The organism is Actinomadura sp. RB99 (assembly GCF_014706005.1).
Classification (GTDB): domain Bacteria; phylum Actinomycetota; class Actinomycetes; order Streptosporangiales; family Streptosporangiaceae; genus Spirillospora.
Window position 1 is genome coordinate 1 of sequence record NZ_JABMCA010000092.1, and the last position, 20,093, is coordinate 20,093.

Sequence of the window (20,093 nt, forward strand, 5' to 3'; positions counted from 1 at the left end):
CACCCAACGCACCCACCGCCTGACACCCTGGCTGAACTACTACAACACCCAACGCCCACACACCGCACTCGGCGGCCACCCACCCATCACCCGCCTGTCACCAACGTCATGACCGAGTACAGCTAGCCGGGGCCGCGGATCTTGCGGCGGGCCGCGGTGGTGCGCGCGGGCCGGTAGCCTGATGCGCTGGGCCCCCGCGAGGGAAACGCTCGCGTTCCGCCGCCCGCCCCGCCCGCCGCCCGCCCGCGCCGGCGGGCGCTTCGACGCCGACGAAAGGGAGCGATCGTGCCGCTCGTCATCGCCATGGACGGACCCTCCGGTTCGGGCAAGTCCAGCGCGTCCAAGGGCGTCGCCCGCGCGCTCGGGCTGCGCTACCTCGACACCGGCGCGATGTACCGCGCGATGACGTGGTGGATGCTGCGCAACGGCGTCCCGGTCGAGGACGCCGACGCGGTCGCCGCGCGCGCGGGGGACCCGGTGATCGTGTCCGGCACCGACCCGGACACCCCGTCGATCAGCGTGGACGGGCAGGACGTCTCGGAGCCGATCCGGACCCGCGAGGTGACGAACGCGGTCAGCGCGGTCAGCGCGGTCCCGGCCGTCCGGGCGCGGCTGGTGGCGCTGCAGCGTGAGATCATGACGGACGGGGGCATCGTCGTGGAGGGCCGCGACATCGGCACGGTCGTCGCGCCGGACGCGCCCGTCAAGGTGTACCTCACCGCCAGCGAGGAGGTGCGGGCGGCCCGCCGCGCGAAGGACCTGGCGGCGGACCCGGGCGCGTCGGTGACGGTGACGCAGGCGGAGCAGGCGCGCCGCGACCGGCTGGACTCCACCCGGAAGGCGTCGCCGCTGGCGAAGGCGGCGGACGCGCACGAGATCGACTCGACGGAACTGGGCCTCGCCGAGGTCATCGAGGCGGTCGTCCGCCTCGCCAAAGAGCATGAGTGAGCGGGCGGCCTGACGGCCCCTGTGGGGATATGTGACTGTGAGCGATTACGAGATCGAGACCGCGGACGTCGTCGAGGACGTCGCCGCCGACGCCGGCCCCGCGCCGGTGGTGGCGGTGGTGGGGCGGCCCAACGTCGGCAAGTCGACGCTGGTGAACCGGATCCTGGGGCGCCGCGAGGCCGTCGTGGAGGACGTGCCGGGGGTGACCCGGGACCGGGTCGCCTACGACGCGACGTGGTCGGGGCGGCGGTTCACCGTCGTCGACACCGGCGGCTGGCTGCCGGACGCGGCCGGGCTGGCCGCCGCGATCGCCGAGCAGGCGCGCCTCGCGGTCGACCTGGCGGACGTGGTGATGTTCGTGGTGGACGCGACGGTGGGCGCCACGGACGTGGACGAGGCCGTGGTGGAGATCCTGCGCCGGTCCGGCAAGCCGGTGGTGCTGGTGGCCAACAAGGTCGACGACACGGGCGCCGAGGCGGACGCGGCGATGCTGTGGTCGCTGGGGATCGGGGAGCCGCACCCGGTGTCGGCGCTGCACGGCCGCGGCAGCGGGGACCTGCTGGACGCGGTGCTGGAGGCGCTGCCGGCGGAGGCGCCGCGCGAGACGTTCGGGGAGCAGGGCGGGCCGAGCCGGATCGCGCTGCTGGGCCGTCCGAACGTCGGCAAGTCGAGCCTGCTGAACCAGCTGGCGGGGGAGAACCGGGCCGTGGTGGACGCGGTGGCCGGCACCACCCGCGACCCGATCGACGAGCTGATCGAGCTGGGCGGCCGGACGTTCCGGTTCATCGACACGGCGGGGATCCGGCGGCGGCACCGGGAGAACCAGGGCGCCGACTTCTACGCGACGCTGCGCACCCAGTCGGCGCTGGAGCGCGCCGAGGTCGCGGTCGTGCTGGTGGACGCGGCGGAGCCGCTCGCCGAGCAGGACCTGCGGATCGTGTCGATGGTGATCGAGTCGGGCCGGGCGCTGGTCATCGCCTACAACAAGTGGGACCTGCTGGACGAGGAGCGCCGCCACTACCTGGAGCGGGAGATCGACCGGCAGCTGCACAACGCGCGGTGGGCGCCGCGGGTGAACATCTCGGCCCGGACGGGCCGGCACATGGACCGGTTCGTCCCGGCGATCGACACGGCGCTGGACGGCTGGAACACCCGCGTCCCGACGTCGAAGCTGAACCAGTTCTTCGCCGACCTGGTGAACTCGCACCCGCACCCGGTGCGCGGCGGCAAGCAGCCGCGCGTGCTGTTCGCGACGCAGGCGGGGGTGCGGCCGCCCCGGTTCGTGCTGTTCACCTCGGGGTTCCTCGAGGAGGGGTACCGGCGGTTCATCGAGCGGCGGCTGCGCGAGGAGTTCGGGTTCGCCGGGACGCCGCTCGACATCGCGATGAAGATCCGCGAGAAGCGCGGCAAGGCCCGCAAGTAGCCGGATTTTCCGCCGCGGCCCGCCGGGGATCTTTCCCCGGCGGGCCGCGGCGTGTCAGGATGCACCCTGCGGGCAGCGCGTAAGTCTTCCATTACTCGTTGATCTCGCAACGAATGCGTGTTCTAGTCTGGGTGAGCGGTTCTCCCGGACGTTCATGGCGCGGTCGAGGGGTGCGACGTGAAGCTCTTGCTGCTCATTGCCGTTGCGGTCGCCTGCGTGGCGGCCAGCTTCGTCTGGCGCGAGCCGTGGATCGGCGGCGTCGGCCTGCTCGTCGCGTTCGTCGCGATGTTCACCGACCGCGACGACGTGAAGCTGGACGACGAGAAGGGCAGCTACGAGACCACCAAGTCCGTCCGGAACATGCGCAGCCGGAACCGCTGACCGCCCGCACGGCCGCCCGCACAGCGGCCGCCCGCACCGCCACGGTCCGGGCGGCCGCCGTCCGGCCTCCTACCGCTCGACGCGGCCCTGCTCGCCCGCGACCCGCTGGTCGCCCGGCGGGCGCGGTGCGGGCGGCCGCCCCGGCTCGACCGGCTGCCCCGGCCCGGCGTTCTCCCGCGCGTAGCGGCCGAACACCAGCGGCTGCGTGGTGCCGGCGGACTCCTGCTGCGGCTCGTCCGGCGGCACCGTCTCGCGGACGCCGACCACCGCGAACCGCCCGAGCGCGAGCGCCGCGAAGAACACGATGACGACGCCGAGCCCGGCGAAGCCGGACAGCTGCTCGGCGAGGTGCCGGCCCTCGCCCGTGCCGAGCGGCGCGCCCACGCCCGGGACGTCCCACAGCGTGGCGAGCGGCCCGCCCACAGCGAACCAGGCGCCGCCGAGGACGCCCAGCCACGCGCCGAGGATCGCGATCGCGCGGTGCGCGCTGAACAGCACGATCAGCCCGCCCAGCACGGCGGCGGCCGCGGGGGCGATGCTGAGCTGGAGCCGGTCGGTGTCGTAGACCCAGGTGTCGTCGGGCGCGAACCCGAAGTCGAAGTAGGGGCCGGCGAAGGGCAGCAGCCCGCCCCACAGGCCCAGCAGCACCAGCAGGATCCCGCTGAAGCCGCCCCTGGTGCGCGGTACGCGCATGGTCCCAGTCATGATCATTCCTCCTGACCGGGCTACGGATTCTGTTTTGCACCCCCTTTACCCGCGGTGTCCGCGTCCACACCGCCGTCTCAGGCCACCGTGCGGGCCTGCTGCTCGGGGCGCTCGGCATCGATGTGCCAGCTGATCACGCGGACCGGGCGGATCCGGATCAGGTCGTCGCTGAAGAAGCCCTCGCCGATGTGCATGCGGCCCTTGACCGGCTCCGCGGTCCCGCGGATCTCCACGCCGCGCCCCCAGCCGGGCCGCACCGCGTCCGGGTCGTCGGCGGGCGGCTTGTCGTCGACGAGGAACGACACGTGCGGGTCCGCGAGGACGTTGCGGTACTTGCGGCTGGCCGCGTTGTCCGGGCCGCCGATGTCGATCGTCCCGTCACCGTTCAGCCGGAACCCGACGGGCCGCGTCTGCGGCCCGCCGTCCGGGCCGATCGTGGACAGCCGGCCGAGGCTCTGCGTGCCGAGGTAGGCGCGCTCGGCCGGGGTGAACGGGTCGGTCATCGTCGCTCTCCGATCTGCGGTGGTGCTCACGGAGCCGACGCTAGGACCTCAACCGCGATTCAGGTCAACCGGCGCTCTCCAGGCCGGCGGGCGTGCCGTCCGGGGCCGCGGCGAGGCGGCCGTCCAGCGCGTCGCGGACGAACCGGCCGAGCGCGCGGATCGCCGCGCGGGACTCCGGCAGGTACGGGCCGAACATCTGGAAGACGTGGATCTGCCGGTCCCACACCTGCAGCGTCACGGGGACGCCGGCCTCGGCGAGCCGCCGCGCCATCAGCTCGGAGTCGCAGTACAGCAGCTCGGTGGAGCCGGCCGTGAGCAGGACGGGCGGCAGCCCGGCCAGGTCGGCGCGGACGGGGGAGACCGCCGGGTCCTTGAGGTCGAGGTGGCCGAGGAACGCCTCCACCAGCCGCTCCAGCAGCACGCCCGGGTCGGACGGGTCGAGGCCCATGTTGGCGTGCGCGAGCTTGTCGGTCAGGTCCATGTCGAGCATGGGGGACAGCGCGGCGAGCGCCGCCGGCATCGGCAGGCCCTCGGCGCGGGCGCGCAGCGCGGTGGCGAAGGTGAGGTGCCCGCCCGCCGAGTCGCCCATGATGACGATGTGCGCGGGGTCGACGCCCCGCTCGTCCAGCAGCCACCGGTAGGCGGTGAGGCAGTCCTCGACCTCCCGCTCGAACGGGACGGCGGGGATCATCCGGTAGTCGACCGACAGCGCGGGGACACCGGCGGCGGAGCCGAACGAGGCGATCATCCGGCGGTGCGTGTTGAGGCCGCAGCAGACCCAGCCGCCGCCGTGCAGGTAGAGGATCGCGCGGTCGCGGGCGGACGGTGCGCCGGGCCCGCGCACCCATTCCGCGCCGAACCCGTCGAAGCGGACCTTCTCCGTGCGGACGCCCCGCGGTGCCGGGGCCCGTGCGGCGAGCCGGTCCAGGGCCGCCGCGCGCCGCAGCGCCCGGTCGTCGAAGGGGAGCGCGGCGGCCTTGGCCAGCCGGGGGCGCAGGAAGCGGCGGATCCCCGCCGAGACCGCGCGGGACCGCAGGCTCGCGGTCCCGTGGCGTTCGATGACCAGGGTCGTCGGGTGCGGCTGCGTCACCGGGTCCTCCTCGCGACGGGGATGTAAGTAGATGGTGACATCCGGCCGCCGTCCTCCCGAAGCCGGGGGGCGGTGAGGCGCGGCTGTGGCAAATGCCAGAGCGAACGCCCTTAACGGCTTGCAATATCTGGCCATATTCATAGATGCAGGTCGAATCTGCGAGGGCTACGATCATCCCTCGTGACGACGTTCAGGATCAGTGAGGCGGCCGCGCTGCTCGGGGTCAGCGCCGACACCGTCCGGCGCTGGGTGGACGGCGGGCGGCTGCCCGCCGAGCGGGACGAGCACGGCCACCGGCGGGTGCCGGGCGCCGAGCTGGCCGCCTTCGTGCGCGACCAGGCGCGCGACCAGGCGCGCGGCGCCGCGCCCTCCGAGCAGGCCGAGCGGTTCTCCTCCGCGCGCAACCGGCTGCGCGGGATCGTCACCGAGGTCGTCCGGGACGGCGTGATGGCCCAGGTGGAGATCCAAGCGGGGCCGTTCCGGCTCGTGTCGCTGATGAGCCGCGAGGCGGCCGACGAGCTCGGCCTGCGGGTCGGCGTGGTCGCCGAGGCGGTGGTGAAGTCGACCAACGTCGTCGTCGAGGTGTCCGACCCGGGCTGACCCCCTTGAGGAGTGACATGTTCAAGCGCACATCGGCGGCCGTGCTCGCGGCGTCCCTGGCACTGGCGGCGGCTGGCTGCGGCGACACCGGCGACGGCACCGGCGGCGGCACCTCCTCGGGCGGCGGGTCCAAGACCCTCACCGTGTTCGCGGCGGCCTCGCTGACCGAGACCTTCACCGCCCTCGGCAAGACCTTCGAGGCCGCGCACCCCGGGGTGAAGGTCCGGTTCAACTTCGGCGGCAGCGACAGCCTCGCGCAGGGCATCGCGCAGGGCGCCCCGGCTGACGTGTTCGCCTCCGCCAGCCCGGCGACGATGAAGACCGTCACCGACGCGGGCGACGCCGCCGGGACCCCGCGGGTGTTCACCCGCAACCGCCTGGTCATCGCCGTCCCGCCGAAGGGCCCCGGCAAGGTCGCCGGGCTGGCGGACCTGGCGCGGTCCGGGCTGAAGGTCGTGCTGTGCGCGCCGACGGTGCCGTGCGGCGCGGCGGCGAGGAAGGCGCTCGCGGCGGCGAACGTCAAGGTCGCGCCCGCGTCCGAGGAGAGCGACGTCAAGGCGGTGCTCACCAAGGTGAGCCTCGACGAGGCCGACGCCGGGCTCGTCTACCGCACCGACGCCAAGGCCGCGGCCGGGAAGGTGAAGGCCATCGAGTTCCCCGAGTCGGCCAAGGCGGTCAACGACTACCCGATCGTCGAGGTGAAGAAGGCGCCGCAGGGCGCGCTCGCCGAGCGGTTCATCCAGCTCGTCCTCGGGGCGCAGGGCCGGGCCGCGCTCACCGCGGCGGGGTTCGAGGCGCCGTGAACCGGTCCGGCCGGCCGCCCTGGTTCCTGCTGCTGCCCGCGCTGGCCGGACTGGCGTTCCTGGTGCTGCCGCTGGCCGGGCTGCTCGCCCGCGCCCCGTGGTCCACCCTCGGCACCCGGCTCGGCCGGGGCCAGGTGCTGGAGGCGCTGCGGCTGTCGCTGCTGAGCGCCACGCTCGCCACCGGCGTGTGCCTGCTGCTCGGCGTCCCGCTGGCCTGGATGCTGGCGCGGGCGTCGTTCCCCGGCCTGCGGATCGTCCGGGCGCTGGTCACCGTGCCGCTGGTGCTGCCGCCGGTCGTCGGCGGCGTCGCGCTGCTGCTGGCGCTCGGCCGCCGCGGGCTCGTCGGCGAGTGGCTGGACTCGGCGTTCGGGATCACGCTGCCGTTCACCACCGCCGGGGTGGTGCTCGCCGAGACGTTCGTCGCGATGCCGTTCCTGGTGATCAGCGTGGAGGGCGCCCTGCGCGCCGCCGACCTGCGCTACGAGGAGGCCGCCGCCACCCTCGGCGCCGGCCGCTGGACGATCTTCCGCCGCGTCACGCTGCCGCTGGTCGCGCCGGGCGTCGCGGCCGGCGCGGTGCTGTGCTGGGCGCGGGCCCTCGGCGAGTTCGGCGCGACGATCACCTTCGCGGGCAACTTCCCCGGCCGGACCCAGACGATGCCGCTCGCGGTCTACCTCGCGCTGCAGAACGACCCGCAGGCCGCGATCGTGCTGAGCCTGGTGCTGCTCGCGGTGTCGGTGGCCGTGCTGGCCGCGCTCCGCGACCGCTGGGTGGAGACGTGACGTCCGGGGACGGCGGCGCGACCCGGGACGGCGGCGCCGGCGGGGACGGCGGCGCGAAGGGGCTGGACGCGCGGCTCGTCGTGCGGCGGGGCGCGTTCGACCTGGACCTCGCGCTCGCCGCCGCGCCCGGCGAGGTCGTCGCGCTGCTCGGGCCGAACGGCGCGGGCAAGAGCACCGCGCTGCGCGCGCTCGCCGGGCTCGTCGCGATGCCCGGCGGCCACATCCGGCTGGACGGGACGGACCTGCGCCCGCTGCCCGCCGAGCGCCGCGGCGTCGGCATGGTCTTCCAGGACTACCTGCTGTTCCCGCACCTCAGCGTCCTGGAGAACGTCGCGTTCGGGCCGCGCTGCCAGGGCGCCGGACGCCGCGCCGCGCGGCGCCGGGCGGCGGAGTGGCTGGAGCGGGTGGGGCTCGCCGAGTACGCGTCCGCGCGCCCCCGGGCGCTGTCGGGCGGGCAGGCGCAGCGGGTCGCGCTGGCGCGCGCGCTGGCCGTCGAGCCGGGCCTGCTGCTGCTGGACGAGCCGCTCGCCGCGCTCGACGCGCACACCCGGCTGGAGATCCGCGCCGCGCTGCGCCGGCACCTGGCCGGGTTCGCGGGCGCCGCGGTGCTCGTCACCCACGACCCGCTGGACGCGATGGTGCTGGCGGACCGGATCGCCGTGGTGGAGGGCGGCCGGCTGGTCCAGGAGGGCACGCCCGCGGAGGTCGCCCGGCGGCCGCGCACCGACTACGTCGCCCGGCTCGTCGGGCTGAACCTGTACCGGGGGAAGGCCGAGGGGGGCACCGTAGTCATCGGGGGCACCGAGAGCGAGCACACGCTGGACACAGTCGACTCGCTTCAGGGTGAGGTCTTCCTGGCCTTCGCGCCATCGTCGGTCGCGCTGTACCGTACTCGCCCCGACGGCAGCCCGCGCAACCTCTGGCGCGCGCGTGTCGCGGCGGTCGAACGCCATGGAGACCGGGTGCGGGTGCGGTTGTCCGGCCCGCCTTTCGACGCCGTCGCGGACATCACTCCCGCATCGGTCGCGGAACTCGATTTGTCCGAGGGCAGCACGATTTGGGCGGCCGTGAAGGCCACCGAAACCCACGTTTACCCAGCTTGAGCGGGTCGAAGCCGGGGGCGGCGGCGCGCGGCCGTCGGCGCCCGTGCTCCAGTGATATCAATCACAAAACTGCACGGGAAGGCCCAGAAGGCGACGGGATTGGTCCAGACCAAATGGCAAAAACGTCGGCTCTTGTTCATCATGCAAACATCCTGCGAACAGCTGAAGGAGTTGCCCGTGTCCAACCAGGTCCCCGGCCTCGACCAGGCCCCTACCGGCCACACCGAACTAGTGGAGTGGGTACGCGGGATCGCCGAGCTGACCAAGCCCGACCGCGTCGAGTGGTGTGACGGCTCGGACGAGGAGTGGGAGCGTCTGACCGGCCTCCTCGTCGAGCAGGGCACCCTCACGCGGCTCGACCCGGCCAAACGGCCCAACAGCTTCCACGCCGCCTCCGACCCGACCGACGTCGCCCGGGTCGAGGACCGGACCTTCATCTGCTCCGAGAAGGAGGAGGACGCCGGGCCGACCAACAACTGGATCGCGCCGGCCGAGATGAGGCAGACCCTCGACGGGCTCTTCGACGGCTGCATGAAGGGCCGCACCATGTACGTGGTGCCCTTCTGCATGGGCCCGCTGGGCGGCACCATCTCCCAGCTCGGGGTGGAGATCACCGACTCCGCCTACGTCGCGGTCTCGATGCGGATCATGACGCGGATGGGCACGGGCGCCCTGCGGCTGATCGAGGAGCGCGGCACCTACGTCAAGGCCGTCCACTCGGTGGGCGCGCCGCTGGAGCCGGGGCAGGCCGACGTCAAGTGGCCGTGCAACTCCACCAAGTACATCACCCACTTCCCCGAGACCCGCGAGATCTGGTCCTTCGGGTCCGGCTACGGCGGCAACGCCCTGCTGGGCAAGAAGTGCTACGCGCTGCGCATCGCCTCGACGATGGCGCGCGACGAGGGCTGGATGGCCGAGCACATGCTCGTCCTCAAGCTCACCCCGCCGGAGGGCGAGACCCGCTACGTCGCCGCCGCGTTCCCGTCGGCGTGCGGCAAGACCAACCTCGCCATGCTCGAGCCGACCATCCCGGGCTGGAAGGTCGAGACGATCGGCGACGACATCGCCTGGATGCGGTTCGGCGACGACGGCCGCCTCTACGCCATCAACCCCGAGGCCGGCTTCTTCGGCGTCGCGCCCGGCACCGGCGAGAGCACCAACGCCAACGCGGTGAAGACGCTGTGGGGCAACAGCATCTTCACCAACGTGGCGCTCACCGACGACGGCGACGTGTGGTGGGAGGGCCTCACCGACGAGCCGCCCGCGCACCTGACCGACTGGAAGGGCAACGACTGGACGCCCGCGTCCGGGACGCCCGCCGCGCACCCGAACGCCCGCTTCACCACCCCGGCCGGGCAGTGCCCGATCGCGGCGGACGAGTGGGAGGACCCGAAGGGCGTGCCGATCTCGGCGATCCTGTTCGGCGGCCGCCGCGCGTCCGCGGTGCCGCTGGTCACCGAGTCCTTCGACTGGCAGCAGGGCGTGTTCCTCGGCGCGAACATCGCGTCCGAGAAGACCGCCGCGGCCGAGGGCACGGTCGGCGAGCTGCGCCGCGACCCGTTCGCCATGCTGCCGTTCTGCGGCTACAACATGGGCGACTACTTCGGCCACTGGCTGGAGATCGGCAAGGCCACCGACGCCGAGAAGCTCCCGCGGATCTACTACGTCAACTGGTTCCGCAAGAACGCCGACGGCACGTTCATCTGGCCCGGCTTCGGCGAGAACAGCCGGGTGCTGAAGTGGATCGTCGAGCGGCTGAACGGCAAGGCCGACGCGGCCAAGTCCCCGATCGGGCAGCTGCCGACCAAGGAGTCGCTGGACACCGACGGCCTGGTGATCGACGACGCCGACCTGGAGACGCTGCTGTCGGTCGACACCGAGGTGTGGAAGCAGGAGGCCGCCCTCGTGCCCGAGTTCTTCGAGAAGTTCGGCGACCACATGCCGAAGGCGCTCTGGGACGAGTACCACGACCTGGTGCGCCGCCTGGAGGCCTGATCCGGCACCGCCCGTCCCGCCACGGCCCGTTTTGCCGGCCGTGCGGGGCGGGCCCGTCCGCCCGTCCGCGCCCGCTCGCTGAGATCCTTCAGCGAGCGGGCGCGAGCCTTTTGGGGATCGGAGCGGAACATGTGGCATGACCTGTTCGGGATGGGCGTCCCGGTGGCCGACAAGGTGATCCGGTCGGCGGCGGTCTTCCTGGTGGTCGTCGTCCTGCTGCGGATGGCCGGGAAGCGGGAGCTGGCGCAGCTCAACGGCTTCGACTTCGTGGTCATGCTGCTGCTGTCGAACGTCGTGCAGAACGCGGTCATCGGCCCCGACGACTCGCTGACCGGGGGAGTGCTCGGCGCCGTGGTGCTGCTGGCGCTGAACGCGGCGCTGGTGCGGGCGGCGCTGTTCCTGCCGTGGCTTTCCGGCCTGGTGCACGGCCGCGCGAGCGTCCTGGCGGAGGACGGGGCGTACCGGCGGCGGACGCTGCTGCGCCTCGGGCTGCGGCCCGGCGACGTCGACGAGGCGATCCAGGAGCAGGGCGGCGACGACGTCGCCGACACCCGGCTGGTCACCCTCGAACCGGGCGGCGCGGTCGTGGTCCGGCTGCGGGACGCCGAGCAGTCCGCCTCCGCCGGCGACGTCGCCGACCTGCGGGCGCGGCTCGAGCGCATCGAACGGCACCTGGAGCGGCTCGCGGGGCGGCACTGACCTGTCCGGCGGGTCCGGCGGGCGCGCTCCGGTGTTGACCGCCAGGTAACCTCAAGTCCGGTTGAGGTCGCATAGGATGCGCGTCATGACGCGCCTGGAGCACCGCAAGCACGAACTGACCGTCGGGCAGCTCGCCGAGCGCAGCGGCGTGGCCGTCTCGGCGCTGCACTTCTACGAGGCCAAGGGGCTGATCCGCAGCCGCCGGACCGCCGGCAACCAGCGCCGCTTCACCCGCGACACGCTGCGCCGCGTCTCGTTCATCAAGGTCTCGCAGCGGGTCGGCATCCCGCTCGCCGACATCAGGGACGCGCTGGCCACGCTCCCCGAGGAGCGCACGCCGACCGTCGCGGACTGGGCGCGGCTGTCCGACCTGTGGCGCGCCGACCTCGACGCCCGGATCCGGCAGCTGGAGAGGCTCCGCGACGACCTCACCGAGTGCATCGGCTGCGGCTGCCTGTCGATCAACAAGTGCGCGCTCGCCAACCCCTACGACCGGCTCGGCGACGAGGGGCCCGGCCCGCGCCGCCTGCTGGTCGACGCCGCCCGCCCCGCGCCCCGGCAGGCCCCGGACGGGGACGGCGAGGGCGCCGCGTCCGAGGACGACTGCGACCCGGTGTCCTGCGCCGCCCGCTCCTGACCTCCGGCGCGGCCCGGCGCGCGCCGGAGGCCGGACCGGGGCCGGAAGCGGCCGGCGGCGCACCGGGTCAGGTGATGCCGGGCCGCGGCTCCCTGCTGTGCGGGTCGATGCGGCGCGGCGCCGGCTCCCGCCCGGTCGGCTGGGTCGGCGCCGGACGGGTCGGGACCTGCTCGATCGGCAGCTCGACCGGCTCGTCCGCGAGCTCGAACTCCTCGCCGTGGTGCCACAGCGTGATGGCCGGGCCGTCCAGCAGCTCGTAGGCGGCCGACTCCCCGGTCACCTCGACCCGCACCCGGCTGCCCCGGTACCGCATCCGGAACGCCAGCCGGCTGATGCCGCCCGGCAGCCGCGGCGCGAACCGCAGCCGCCCGCCGCTCGCCCGCATCCCGCCGAACCCGGCGACGAGCCCGCTCCACGCGCCCGCCATCGACGCCACGTGCAGCCCGTCGCGGGTGTTGCGGTTCAGGTCGTGCAGGTCCATCAGCGAGGTCTCGCCGAGATAGTCGTGCGCCAGCTCCAGGTGCCCGACCTCGGCCGCCACGACCGCCTGCGTCTGCGCCGACAGCGACGAGTCGCGCACCGTCAGGCTCTCGTAGTACTCGAAGTTCCGGGCCTTCTGCTCGTCGGTGAACTCCTCCCCGCACAGGTGCAGGGCCAGCACCAGGTCCGCCTGCTTCACGACCTGCTTGCGGTACAGGTCGAAGTAGGGGTAGTTCAGCAGCAGCGGGTAGTGGTCCGGCTTGGTCGCCGCGAAGTCCCAGCGCGCGTGGTTGGTGAAGTTCTCGCTCTGCGGGTGGACGCCCAGCCGCTCGTCGTAGGGGATCACCATCGCCGACGCCGCGTCCCGCCACGACGCGGCCTCCTCGGCGTCCACGCCGAGCCGGTCGCACATGTCGGGATGGCGCATCGCCGTCTCCGCCGCCTCCAGCAGGTTCCGGCGGGCCATGAGGTTGGTGTAGACGTTGTTGTCCACGACCGCGCTGTACTCGTCCGGGCCGGTGACGCCGTCGATGCGGAACACCCCGCCGACGTCGTGGTGGCCGAGGCTGCGCCACAGCCGCGCCGTCTGGACCAGGATCTCCAGCCCGATCTCCCGCTCGAACCGCTCGTCCTGGGTGGCGTCCACGTACCGGACGACGGCGTCGGCGATGTCGGCGTTGATGTGGAACGCCGCGGTCCCGGCGGGCCAGTAGCCGGAGCACTCGTGGCCGCGGATCGTCCGCCATGGGAACGCGGCGCCGGTCAGCCCGAGCTGGGCGGCCCGCTCGCACGCCAGCGGCAGCGTCATGTGCCGCCAGGCGAGCGCGTCGGCGGCGGCGTCCGGCGCGGTGTAGGTCAGCACCGGCATCACGAACGTCTCGGTGTCCCAGAACGTGTGCCCGTCGTAACCCGGACCCGTCAGGCCCTTGGCCGGGATCATGCGCCGTTCCGCGCGCGCGCCGGCCTGCAGGGTGTGGAAGAGCCCGAACCGGACCGCCTGCTGGATCTCGGCGTCGCCGTCGACCTCCACGTCCGCGCCGCACCAGAAGTCGTCCAGGAAGTGCCGCTGCTCGGCCAGCAGCCCCTCCCAGCCGGTCTGCCGCGCGCCCGCCAGCGCCCCGACCACCTGGTCGTGCAGCGCCGGCCGGGACCGCTGGCTCGACCACCCGTACGCCAGGTACTTGATGATCCGCAGCCGCTGCCCCGGCTCCAGCCGCGTCGCGACCGTCAGCCGGCCCACGTCCGGCGAGCTCTCCGTCTCGATCGCCATCGACTCGGGGCCCTCGATGTGGTGCGACATGCCGGCCGCCATCCGCAGCCCGCTCTGCCGCGTCCGGTGCAGCAGCAGCACCTTCGTGCCGTTGGCGACGTGCTCCTCGCTGATCAGCGGATGGTCGAGGATCGCCGACGCGCGCGGGTCCTTGTCGCCGTCCGGCAGCGCCTCGTTGGCGACCAGCTCCGACTGCGCGACCACCCGCATGGACTGGTGGACCGGCTCCACGTCGTAGCAGATCGCCGCGACCGCGCGCTGCGTCAGCGACACCAGCCGCGTGGAGGTCACCCGGATGCGCTGGTCGGCGGGCGACGTCCACTCCACGTGCCGTGTCAGCGTCCCGGCCTGCATGTCCAGGACGCGCTCGTGGTGGTGGACGCGCCCGTACCGCACGTCCAGCGGCTCGTCGTCCACCAGCAGCCGGATCACCTTGCCGTTGGTGACGTTGATGACCGTCTGCCCCGACTCGGGGTAGCCGTAGGCGGTCTCCGCCTGCGGCAGCGGCCGCTGCTCGTAGAAGGAGTTGAGGTAGGTGCCCGGCAGGCCATGCGGCTCCCCCTCGTCGAGGTTGCCGCGCAGGCCGAGATGGCCGTTCGACAGCGCGAACACCGACTCGCTCTGCGCCAGCCGGTCCAGCCGCAGCTCCGGTTCGCGGACGCACCAGGGCTCCACGGTGAACACGGGCCGGTCGACGCTGGTCTGTCCCTCCGGGTCCGTCACTTGTCCTCCAGCAGCTCGGACAGGTCGTTCACCACCACGTCGGCGCCGTGCGCGGCGAGCTCCTTCGCGTGGTCGCCGTCGACCCGGTTGACGCCCACCACGTACGCGAACCCGCCCGCCCGGCCGGCCTCCACGCCGGCGAGCGCGTCCTCGAACACCACGGCCCGGCTCGCGGGCACGTCCAGCTCCTTCGCCCCCGCGAGGAACATGTCGGGCGCGGGCTTGCCGGGCAGGTTCCGCCGCGCCGCGACGACGCCGTCCACCCGGGCGTCGAACAGGTCGGTGATCCCGACCGAGCGCAGCACCTGCACGGTGTTGGCGCTGGAGGACACCACCGCCGTCCGCAGCCCGGCCTCGCGGGCCGCGCGGACGAAGTCGATCGACCCGTCGAAGGTCTCCACGCCCTTGGTCCGGATCAGCTCCAGGACCAGGGCGTTCTTGCGGTTCCCGAGGCCGCGCACGGTGGCGTTCTCCGGCGGGTCGTCCGGGTCGCCCTCGGGCAGCGTGATGCCGCGCGACTCCAGGAACGAGCGCGTCCCGTCCTCGCGCTTCTTGCCGTCGACGTACGTCCCGTAGTCCTTCACCGGGTCGAAGGGGACGAACGGCTCACCGGTCCGGTCCGCGCGTTCGCGCAGGTAGCCGTCGAACATCTCCTTCCACGCCGCCGCGTGCACGGCCGCGGTGCGGGTAAGCACCCCGTCGAGATCGAACAGACACGCCGCCGCCGCGTCCGGCAGTCCCAGCATCCGCACCCCCTGGATGACACGATCGGAATCGCTCTCAACGTCCGTTCCCGTTCCCGTGCCGGAACAGGACATGCGGGGCCGGCGTTCGAACGGGGGGATCATGATCGTCGTACGACCCCTTGGCCAGGGTGGCACACGAAGAGGAGAGAACCAATGGAAACGGCGCGTATAGGCGTCACCGGGCTCGCGGTGATGGGCCGCAACCTGGCCCGCAACCTCGCCCGGCACGGTCATCCCGTCGCCGTGCACAACCGCACCGCGGCCCGTACGAAGGCGCTGGTGGAGGAGTTCGGCGGCGAGGGGACCTTCCTGCCCGCCGAGACCGCCGAGCAGTTCGTCGCGTCGCTGGAGCGGCCCCGCCGCCTGGTGATCATGGTGAAGGCGGGCGCGCCGACCGACGCGGTGATCGACGAGTTCGCGCCGCTGCTGGAGCCCAGCGACATGATCGTGGACGGGGGCAACGCGCACTTCGCCGACACCCGCCGCCGCGAGGCCGCGCTGCGCGAGCGCGGGATCCACTTCGTCGGCACCGGCATCTCCGGCGGCGAGGAGGGGGCGCTGCACGGCCCGAGCATCATGCCGGGCGGCTCCGCCGAGTCCTACGAGGCGCTGGGCCCGCTGCTGGAGGACATCGCCGCGAAGGTCGACGGGACGCCCTGCTGTACCCACGTCGGCCCGGATGGTGCCGGGCATTTCGTGAAAATGGTGCACAACGGCATCGAGTACTCCGACATGCAGCTGATCGCGGAGTCCTACGACCTGCTGCGGCACGCCGCGGGGCTCGCGCCCGCGGAGATCGCCGAGGTGTTCCGCACCTGGAACACCGGCCGGCTGGAGTCCTACCTGATCGAGATCACCGCCGAGGTGCTCGCGCACACCGACGCCGCGACCGGGAAGCCGTTCGTGGACGTGGTGCTGGACCAGGCCGAGCAGAAGGGCACCGGCCGCTGGACCGTCCAGACGGCCCTGGACCTCGGCGTCCCCGTCGGCGGCATCGCCGAGGCCGTGTTCGCCCGGTCCGTCTCGGGCCACGCGGACCTGCGCGAGGCGTCCCGGAACCTGCCGGGCCCGGCGCGCGGCACCGCCGGCGACGCCGGCTTCGCCGACAAGGTCGAGAAGGCGCTGTACGCGTCCAAGATCGTCGCCTACGCGCAGGGCTTCCACGAGATCCAGGCGGGCAGCGCCGAGTACGGCTGGGACATCGACTCCGGCGCGATGGCCACGATCTGGCGCGGCGGCTGCATCATCCGGGCCCGGTTCCTCGACCGGATCCGCGCCGCGTACGAGGCCGACCCGTCCACGCCGACGCTGCTCACCGACGACCACTTCGCCGAGGCCCTCGGCGACGCCCAGGACGCCTGGCGCGACGTCGTCGCCACCGCCGCCCGCATCGGCGTCCCCGCGCCGGGGTTCGCCACCGCGCTCGCCTACTACGACTCGCTGCGCGCCGACCGGCTGCCCGCCGCGCTCACGCAGGGCCAGCGCGACTTCTTCGGCGCGCACACCTACCGCCGTGTCGACCGCGACGGCTCCTTCCACACCCTCTGGGGCGGCGACCGCACAGAGGTCACGTCCTGACCGGCGCTCTCGCCGGGGAGCGGGGGCGCCCCCTGCCGGCGTCCTGACGGCCGCCCCGAGGCGTATGGGGCCCGGCCGGCGTCCGGCGATCAGCGGCGGGCGCCGGACGGGCCCGGTCCCGGGCCCGTCACGCGTCGCCGTCCTCCCGCTCCACGCCCGCGATCGGGTTGCCGTCCCGGGTCCCGCTCCCCTCCCTGGACTCGTAGCCCTCCGCGGCGCTCCCGTTCCCGGGCACGATCCGCTCGTGCGGCAGCTCCTCGTGCCCCGAGCTGGCGCCGGGGCCCCGGTCGGCGGGGTCGTACTTCTTCTTCGCCATGGCTCCGTCTCCTCGTCTCGCTGTTTCGTCCAGCACGTTCTAACCGAACGTCCGCTCCCTAACCGGCCGCCGGACGCCCGGATAGGGTCGGGCGCGTGCGGATACCGGAGGACGGCGAGATTCGGGCGTTGCACGAGCGGCTGGCGCCGGGCCGCGGGGCGTTCGAGCTGGTCTGGACGCACTGCGTGATCGTGTGCCGGATCGCCGAGCAGCTGATGGACGCCGGCGGCCTGGACGTCGACAAGGAGCTCGTGCGGGCCGGGTGCCTGCTGCACGACGTCGGCGTGTACCGGCTGTACGACGTCACCGGGGAGCTCGACCACAAGCAGTACATCCGGCACGGGGTGCTCGGGCACGAGGCGCTCGCGGGGGAGGGGCTCCCCGAGGCGCTCTGCCGGTTCTGCTCGCACCACACCGGGATGGGGCTGACCAGGGACGACGTCGAGCGGCAGAACCTGCCCCTGCCCCGCGCCGACTACCTGGCCGAGACGGGCGAGGAGCGGCTCGTCATGTACGCGGACAAGTTCCACAGCAAGACCGACCCGCCCGCGTTCGTCAACGCCTCGTCCTTCGCGGTGCACGTGCGGCGGTTCGGCGGCGACAAGGTCGCGGCGTTCAAGGCGATGCGCGAGCTCTACGGCGAGCCTGATCTGGAGCCCCTGGCGGCCGAGTACGGTCACACGCTCGTCTGACGCCGGGCGGCCCTTTCGGGCCGCCCGTCCTCACCGCTCGGACGGGCCGCGCGGCGGCGGGTGACGCGAGCAGTGGGCGATCCGGGGCAGGATGGAGGAGTGAGTCTGATCGATGAGCTTCCTTCCGGTACCGACGCCGATCCCGATTCGCTGTTCGAGGCGTTCGAGCGATGGGTGTCCGGGCGCGGGATCACGCTGTACCCCGCGCAGGAGGAGGCGCTCATCGAGGTCGTCTCGGGCGCCAACGTGATCCTCTCGACGCCGACCGGGTCCGGCAAGAGCCTGGTGGCGGCGGGGGCGCTGTTCGCGGCGCTCGGCAAGGACCAGGTCGGGTTCTACACGGCGCCGATCAAGGCGCTGGTGTCGGAGAAGTTCTTCGACCTGTGCGAGATGTTCGGCCGCGAGAACGTCGGGATGATGACCGGCGACGCCAGCGTGAACGCGGACGCGCCGATCGTGTGCTGCACCGCCGAGGTGCTGGCGAACATCGCGCTGCGGGACGGCGCCGACGCCGACATCGGCGTGGTCGTGATGGACGAGTTCCACTTCTACGCCGAGCCGGAGCGGGGCTGGGCGTGGCAGATCCCGCTGCTGGAGCTGCCGCAGACCCAGTTCCTGCTGATGTCGGCGACGCTCGGCGACGTGTCGTTCTTCCAGAAGGACCTGACGCGCCGCACGGGCCGGCCGACCGCGCTGGTGACGTCGGCGGAGCGGCCCGTCCCGCTGATCTACGACTACCGGGTGACGCCGCTGCACGAGACGATCGAGGAGCTGCTCGCCGAGCAGAAGGCGCCGATCTACCTGGTGCACTTCACGCAGGCCGCGGCGATCGAGCGGGCGCAGTCGCTGATGAGCATCAACGTGTGCACGAAGGCGGAGAAGGCGCGGATCGCCGAGCTGATCGGCGGGTTCCGGTTCACCACGAAGTTCGGGCGGAACCTGTCCCGGTTCGTCCGGCACGGGATCGGGGTGCACCACGCCGGGATGCTGCCGAAGTACCGGCGGCTGGTGGAGCGGCTCGCGCAGGCGGGGCTGCTGAAGGTCATCTGCGGGACGGACACGCTGGGCGTCGGGGTGAACGTCCCGATCAGGACGGTGGTGTTCACCGCGCTGAGCAAGTACGACGGGCACCGGGTGCGGCGGCTGCGGGCGCGGGAGTTCCACCAGATCGCCGGGCGGGCCGGGCGCGCCGGGTTCGACACCGTCGGGTTCGTCGTCGCGCAGGCGCCCGAGCACGTGGTGGAGAACGAGAAGGCCCTCGCCAAGGCGGGCGACGACCCGAAGAAGCGGCGGAAGGTGCAGCGCAAGAAGCCGCCGGAGGGGTTCGTCGGCTGGGACGAGGAGGTCTTCAAGAAGCTCCAGGACGCCGAGCCGGAGATGCTCCGGTCCCGGTTCCAGGTGTCGCACGCGATGCTGCTGTCGGTGATCGCCCGTCCGGGCAACGCGTTCCAGGCGATGAAGCGGCTGCTGACCGACAACCACGAGGAGCCGTCGGCGCAGCGCCGGCACATCTCCCGGGCCATCGCGATCTACCGGTCGCTGCTGGCCGGCGGGGTGGTGGAGGTGCTGCCGGAGCCCGACGACCTCGGCCGGTACGCGCGGATCACCGTGGACCTCCAGGAGGACTTCGCGCTCAACCAGCCGCTGTCGACGTTCGCGCTGGCCGCGTTCGAGGTGCTGGACCCGGCGTCGCCGTCGTACGCGCTGGACGTGCTGTCGGTGATCGAGGCGACGCTGGACGACCCGCGGCAGATCCTCGCCGCGCAGGTCAACAAGGCGCGCGGCGAGGCCGTCCAGGAGATGAAGGCGGAGGGGATCGAGTACGAGGAGCGGATGGAGCTGCTCCAGGACGTCGACCACCCGAAGCCGCTGGAGGAGGAGCTCGACGCCGCGTACGAGATCTACCGGGCCGGGCACCCGTGGGTCGGCGACCATCCGCTGCGGCCGAAGTCGGTCGTCCGGGACATGTACGAGCGGGCGATGACGTTCACCGAGTACATCGGGTACTACGAGCTGGCCAGGGCCGAGGGGCTGGTGCTGCGGTACCTGTCGGGCGCGTACAAGGCGCTGCAGCAGACCGTCCCCGAGTCGATCAAGACCGACGACCTCATCGACCTGATCGAGTGGCTCGGCGAGCTGGTGCGGCAGGTGGACTCCAGCCTCCTGGACGAGTGGGAGCAGCTCGCCAACCCGGCCGACGAGGCCGTGGACGAGCCGATCGAGGACCGGGTCACGAAGGTGACCGCGAACGCGCGGGCGTTCCGGGTGCTGGTCCGCAACGCGATGTTCCGCCGGGTGGAGCTGGCGGCGCTGGAGCGGTACCGGGAGCTCGGCGAGATGGACCCCGACTTCGGCGAGGACGCCTGGCGGGAGGCGATGGACGGCTACTTCGACGACCACGACGAGCTGCTCACCGGCCCGGACGCGCGCGGGCCGAAGCTGCTGCGGATCGAGGAGGTGCCGGAGGACGCGCTGTGGCGGGTCCGGCAGGTGTTCGACGACCCGGCGGGCGACCACGACTGGGGCATCTCCGCCGAGGTCGACCTGGCGGGCTCCGACCAGGAGGGCGCGGCGGTCGTCCGGGTCACCGCCGTGGACCGCATGTGATCGGCCGGGCGG

The 20,093-nt window shown here is 73.0% G+C and carries 20 protein-coding genes; 14 read left to right on the forward strand and 6 right to left on the reverse strand.

The features are described 5' to 3' along the window. The 4 genes from amrb99_RS43885 to amrb99_RS43900 form a co-directional block, all read left to right on the forward strand. On the forward strand, window positions 1-112 hold a 112-nt coding region (locus amrb99_RS43885; protein WP_190867855.1), incomplete at its 5' end, for an integrase core domain-containing protein. Window positions 113-285: 173 nt separating this feature from the next. After that, window positions 286-948, forward strand: coding sequence for a (d)CMP kinase (cmk, locus tag amrb99_RS43890; protein WP_347257119.1), 663 nt, complete (start codon window positions 286-288; stop codon window positions 946-948). A gap of 37 nt (window positions 949-985) precedes the next feature. Then, a complete protein-coding gene (gene der, locus amrb99_RS43895; protein WP_190867857.1) occupies window positions 986-2,371 on the forward strand; it encodes a ribosome biogenesis GTPase Der in 1,386 nt (461 codons plus the stop codon). 177 nt (window positions 2,372-2,548) lie between these two features. Continuing rightward, a complete protein-coding gene (locus amrb99_RS43900) occupies window positions 2,549-2,752 on the forward strand; it encodes a hypothetical protein (protein ID WP_151546846.1) in 204 nt (67 codons plus the stop codon). Between the two features lie 69 nt (window positions 2,753-2,821). On the opposite strand, the gene amrb99_RS43905 is transcribed toward amrb99_RS43900, so the two are convergent. From amrb99_RS43905 to amrb99_RS43915, 3 genes are all read right to left on the reverse strand, one after another. Beyond that, on the reverse strand, window positions 2,822-3,457 hold the full coding sequence (locus tag amrb99_RS43905; protein WP_190867859.1) for a hypothetical protein: 636 nt from the start codon (window positions 3,455-3,457) through the stop codon (window positions 2,822-2,824). Window positions 3,458-3,534: 77 nt separating this feature from the next. After that, entirely contained in the window at window positions 3,535-3,990 is a 456-nt protein-coding gene (locus tag amrb99_RS43910; RefSeq protein WP_347257120.1) for a PPOX class F420-dependent oxidoreductase, read from the reverse strand. Window positions 3,991-4,024: 34 nt separating this feature from the next. Continuing rightward, the gene (locus amrb99_RS43915; protein ID WP_347257121.1) at window positions 4,025-5,050 is read right to left on the reverse strand and encodes an alpha/beta hydrolase; all 1,026 of its coding nucleotides are present in this window, start codon (window positions 5,048-5,050) and stop codon (window positions 4,025-4,027) included. Between the two features lie 180 nt (window positions 5,051-5,230). On the opposite strand from amrb99_RS43915, the gene amrb99_RS43920 reads away from it, so the two are divergent. From amrb99_RS43920 to soxR, 7 genes are all read left to right on the forward strand, one after another. Further along, window positions 5,231-5,650 carry a TOBE domain-containing protein gene (locus tag amrb99_RS43920; RefSeq protein ID WP_190867861.1) on the forward strand — a complete coding sequence of 140 codons (420 nt, stop codon included), beginning with the start codon at window positions 5,231-5,233 and terminating at the stop codon, window positions 5,648-5,650. Between the two features lie 17 nt (window positions 5,651-5,667). Continuing rightward, window positions 5,668-6,453, forward strand: coding sequence for a molybdate ABC transporter substrate-binding protein (gene modA, locus amrb99_RS43925; RefSeq protein WP_190867863.1), 786 nt, complete (start codon window positions 5,668-5,670; stop codon window positions 6,451-6,453). Continuing rightward, window positions 6,450-7,235 carry a molybdate ABC transporter permease subunit gene (modB, locus tag amrb99_RS43930; RefSeq protein ID WP_190867865.1) on the forward strand — a complete coding sequence of 262 codons (786 nt, stop codon included), beginning with the start codon at window positions 6,450-6,452 and terminating at the stop codon, window positions 7,233-7,235. Before modA ends, modB begins: the two co-directional genes overlap by 4 nt. A gap of 62 nt (window positions 7,236-7,297) precedes the next feature. After that, window positions 7,298-8,338 (forward strand): ABC transporter ATP-binding protein, encoded by a 1,041-nt coding sequence (locus amrb99_RS43935; RefSeq protein ID WP_241756505.1) that lies wholly within the window; start codon window positions 7,298-7,300, stop codon window positions 8,336-8,338. Window positions 8,339-8,515: 177 nt separating this feature from the next. After that, window positions 8,516-10,333 carry a phosphoenolpyruvate carboxykinase (GTP) gene (locus tag amrb99_RS43940; protein WP_347257122.1) on the forward strand — a complete coding sequence of 606 codons (1,818 nt, stop codon included), beginning with the start codon at window positions 8,516-8,518 and terminating at the stop codon, window positions 10,331-10,333. A 129-nt stretch (window positions 10,334-10,462) separates the two neighbouring features. Continuing rightward, entirely contained in the window at window positions 10,463-11,032 is a 570-nt protein-coding gene (locus amrb99_RS43945; protein WP_190867871.1) for a DUF421 domain-containing protein, read from the forward strand. 76 nt (window positions 11,033-11,108) lie between these two features. Further along, window positions 11,109-11,669, forward strand: coding sequence for a redox-sensitive transcriptional activator SoxR (soxR, locus tag amrb99_RS43950; protein WP_206700355.1), 561 nt, complete (start codon window positions 11,109-11,111; stop codon window positions 11,667-11,669). 67 nt (window positions 11,670-11,736) lie between these two features. Here the strand turns inward: soxR and amrb99_RS43955 are convergent, their stop codons facing one another. Together amrb99_RS43955 and amrb99_RS43960 are read right to left on the reverse strand one after the other, a co-directional pair. Next, window positions 11,737-14,142: a glycoside hydrolase family 65 protein gene (locus amrb99_RS43955; protein WP_190867875.1), complete on the reverse strand. Its 2,406-nt coding sequence runs from the start codon at window positions 14,140-14,142 to the stop codon at window positions 11,737-11,739. Next, window positions 14,139-14,888 carry a beta-phosphoglucomutase family hydrolase gene (locus amrb99_RS43960; RefSeq protein WP_190867924.1) on the reverse strand — a complete coding sequence of 250 codons (750 nt, stop codon included), beginning with the start codon at window positions 14,886-14,888 and terminating at the stop codon, window positions 14,139-14,141. The genes amrb99_RS43955 and amrb99_RS43960 overlap by 4 nt, the downstream gene beginning before the upstream one ends. 153 nt (window positions 14,889-15,041) lie before the next feature. Here amrb99_RS43960 and gndA point away from each other — a divergent pair, with 153 nt between their 5' ends. Further along, on the forward strand, window positions 15,042-16,466 hold the full coding sequence (gene gndA, locus amrb99_RS43965; protein ID WP_190867877.1) for an NADP-dependent phosphogluconate dehydrogenase: 1,425 nt from the start codon (window positions 15,042-15,044) through the stop codon (window positions 16,464-16,466). 127 nt (window positions 16,467-16,593) lie between these two features. On the opposite strand, the gene amrb99_RS43970 is transcribed toward gndA, so the two are convergent. After that, entirely contained in the window at window positions 16,594-16,782 is a 189-nt protein-coding gene (locus amrb99_RS43970; protein ID WP_190867879.1) for a hypothetical protein, read from the reverse strand. Between the two features lie 95 nt (window positions 16,783-16,877). Between amrb99_RS43970 and amrb99_RS43975 the strand changes: the two genes are divergently transcribed. Continuing rightward, on the forward strand, window positions 16,878-17,474 hold the full coding sequence (locus tag amrb99_RS43975; protein WP_190867881.1) for an HD domain-containing protein: 597 nt from the start codon (window positions 16,878-16,880) through the stop codon (window positions 17,472-17,474). Between the two features lie 99 nt (window positions 17,475-17,573). Then, the gene (locus amrb99_RS43980; RefSeq protein WP_190867883.1) at window positions 17,574-20,081 is read left to right on the forward strand and encodes a DUF3516 domain-containing protein; all 2,508 of its coding nucleotides are present in this window, start codon (window positions 17,574-17,576) and stop codon (window positions 20,079-20,081) included. The last annotated feature ends 12 nt before the right edge of the window (window positions 20,082-20,093 follow it).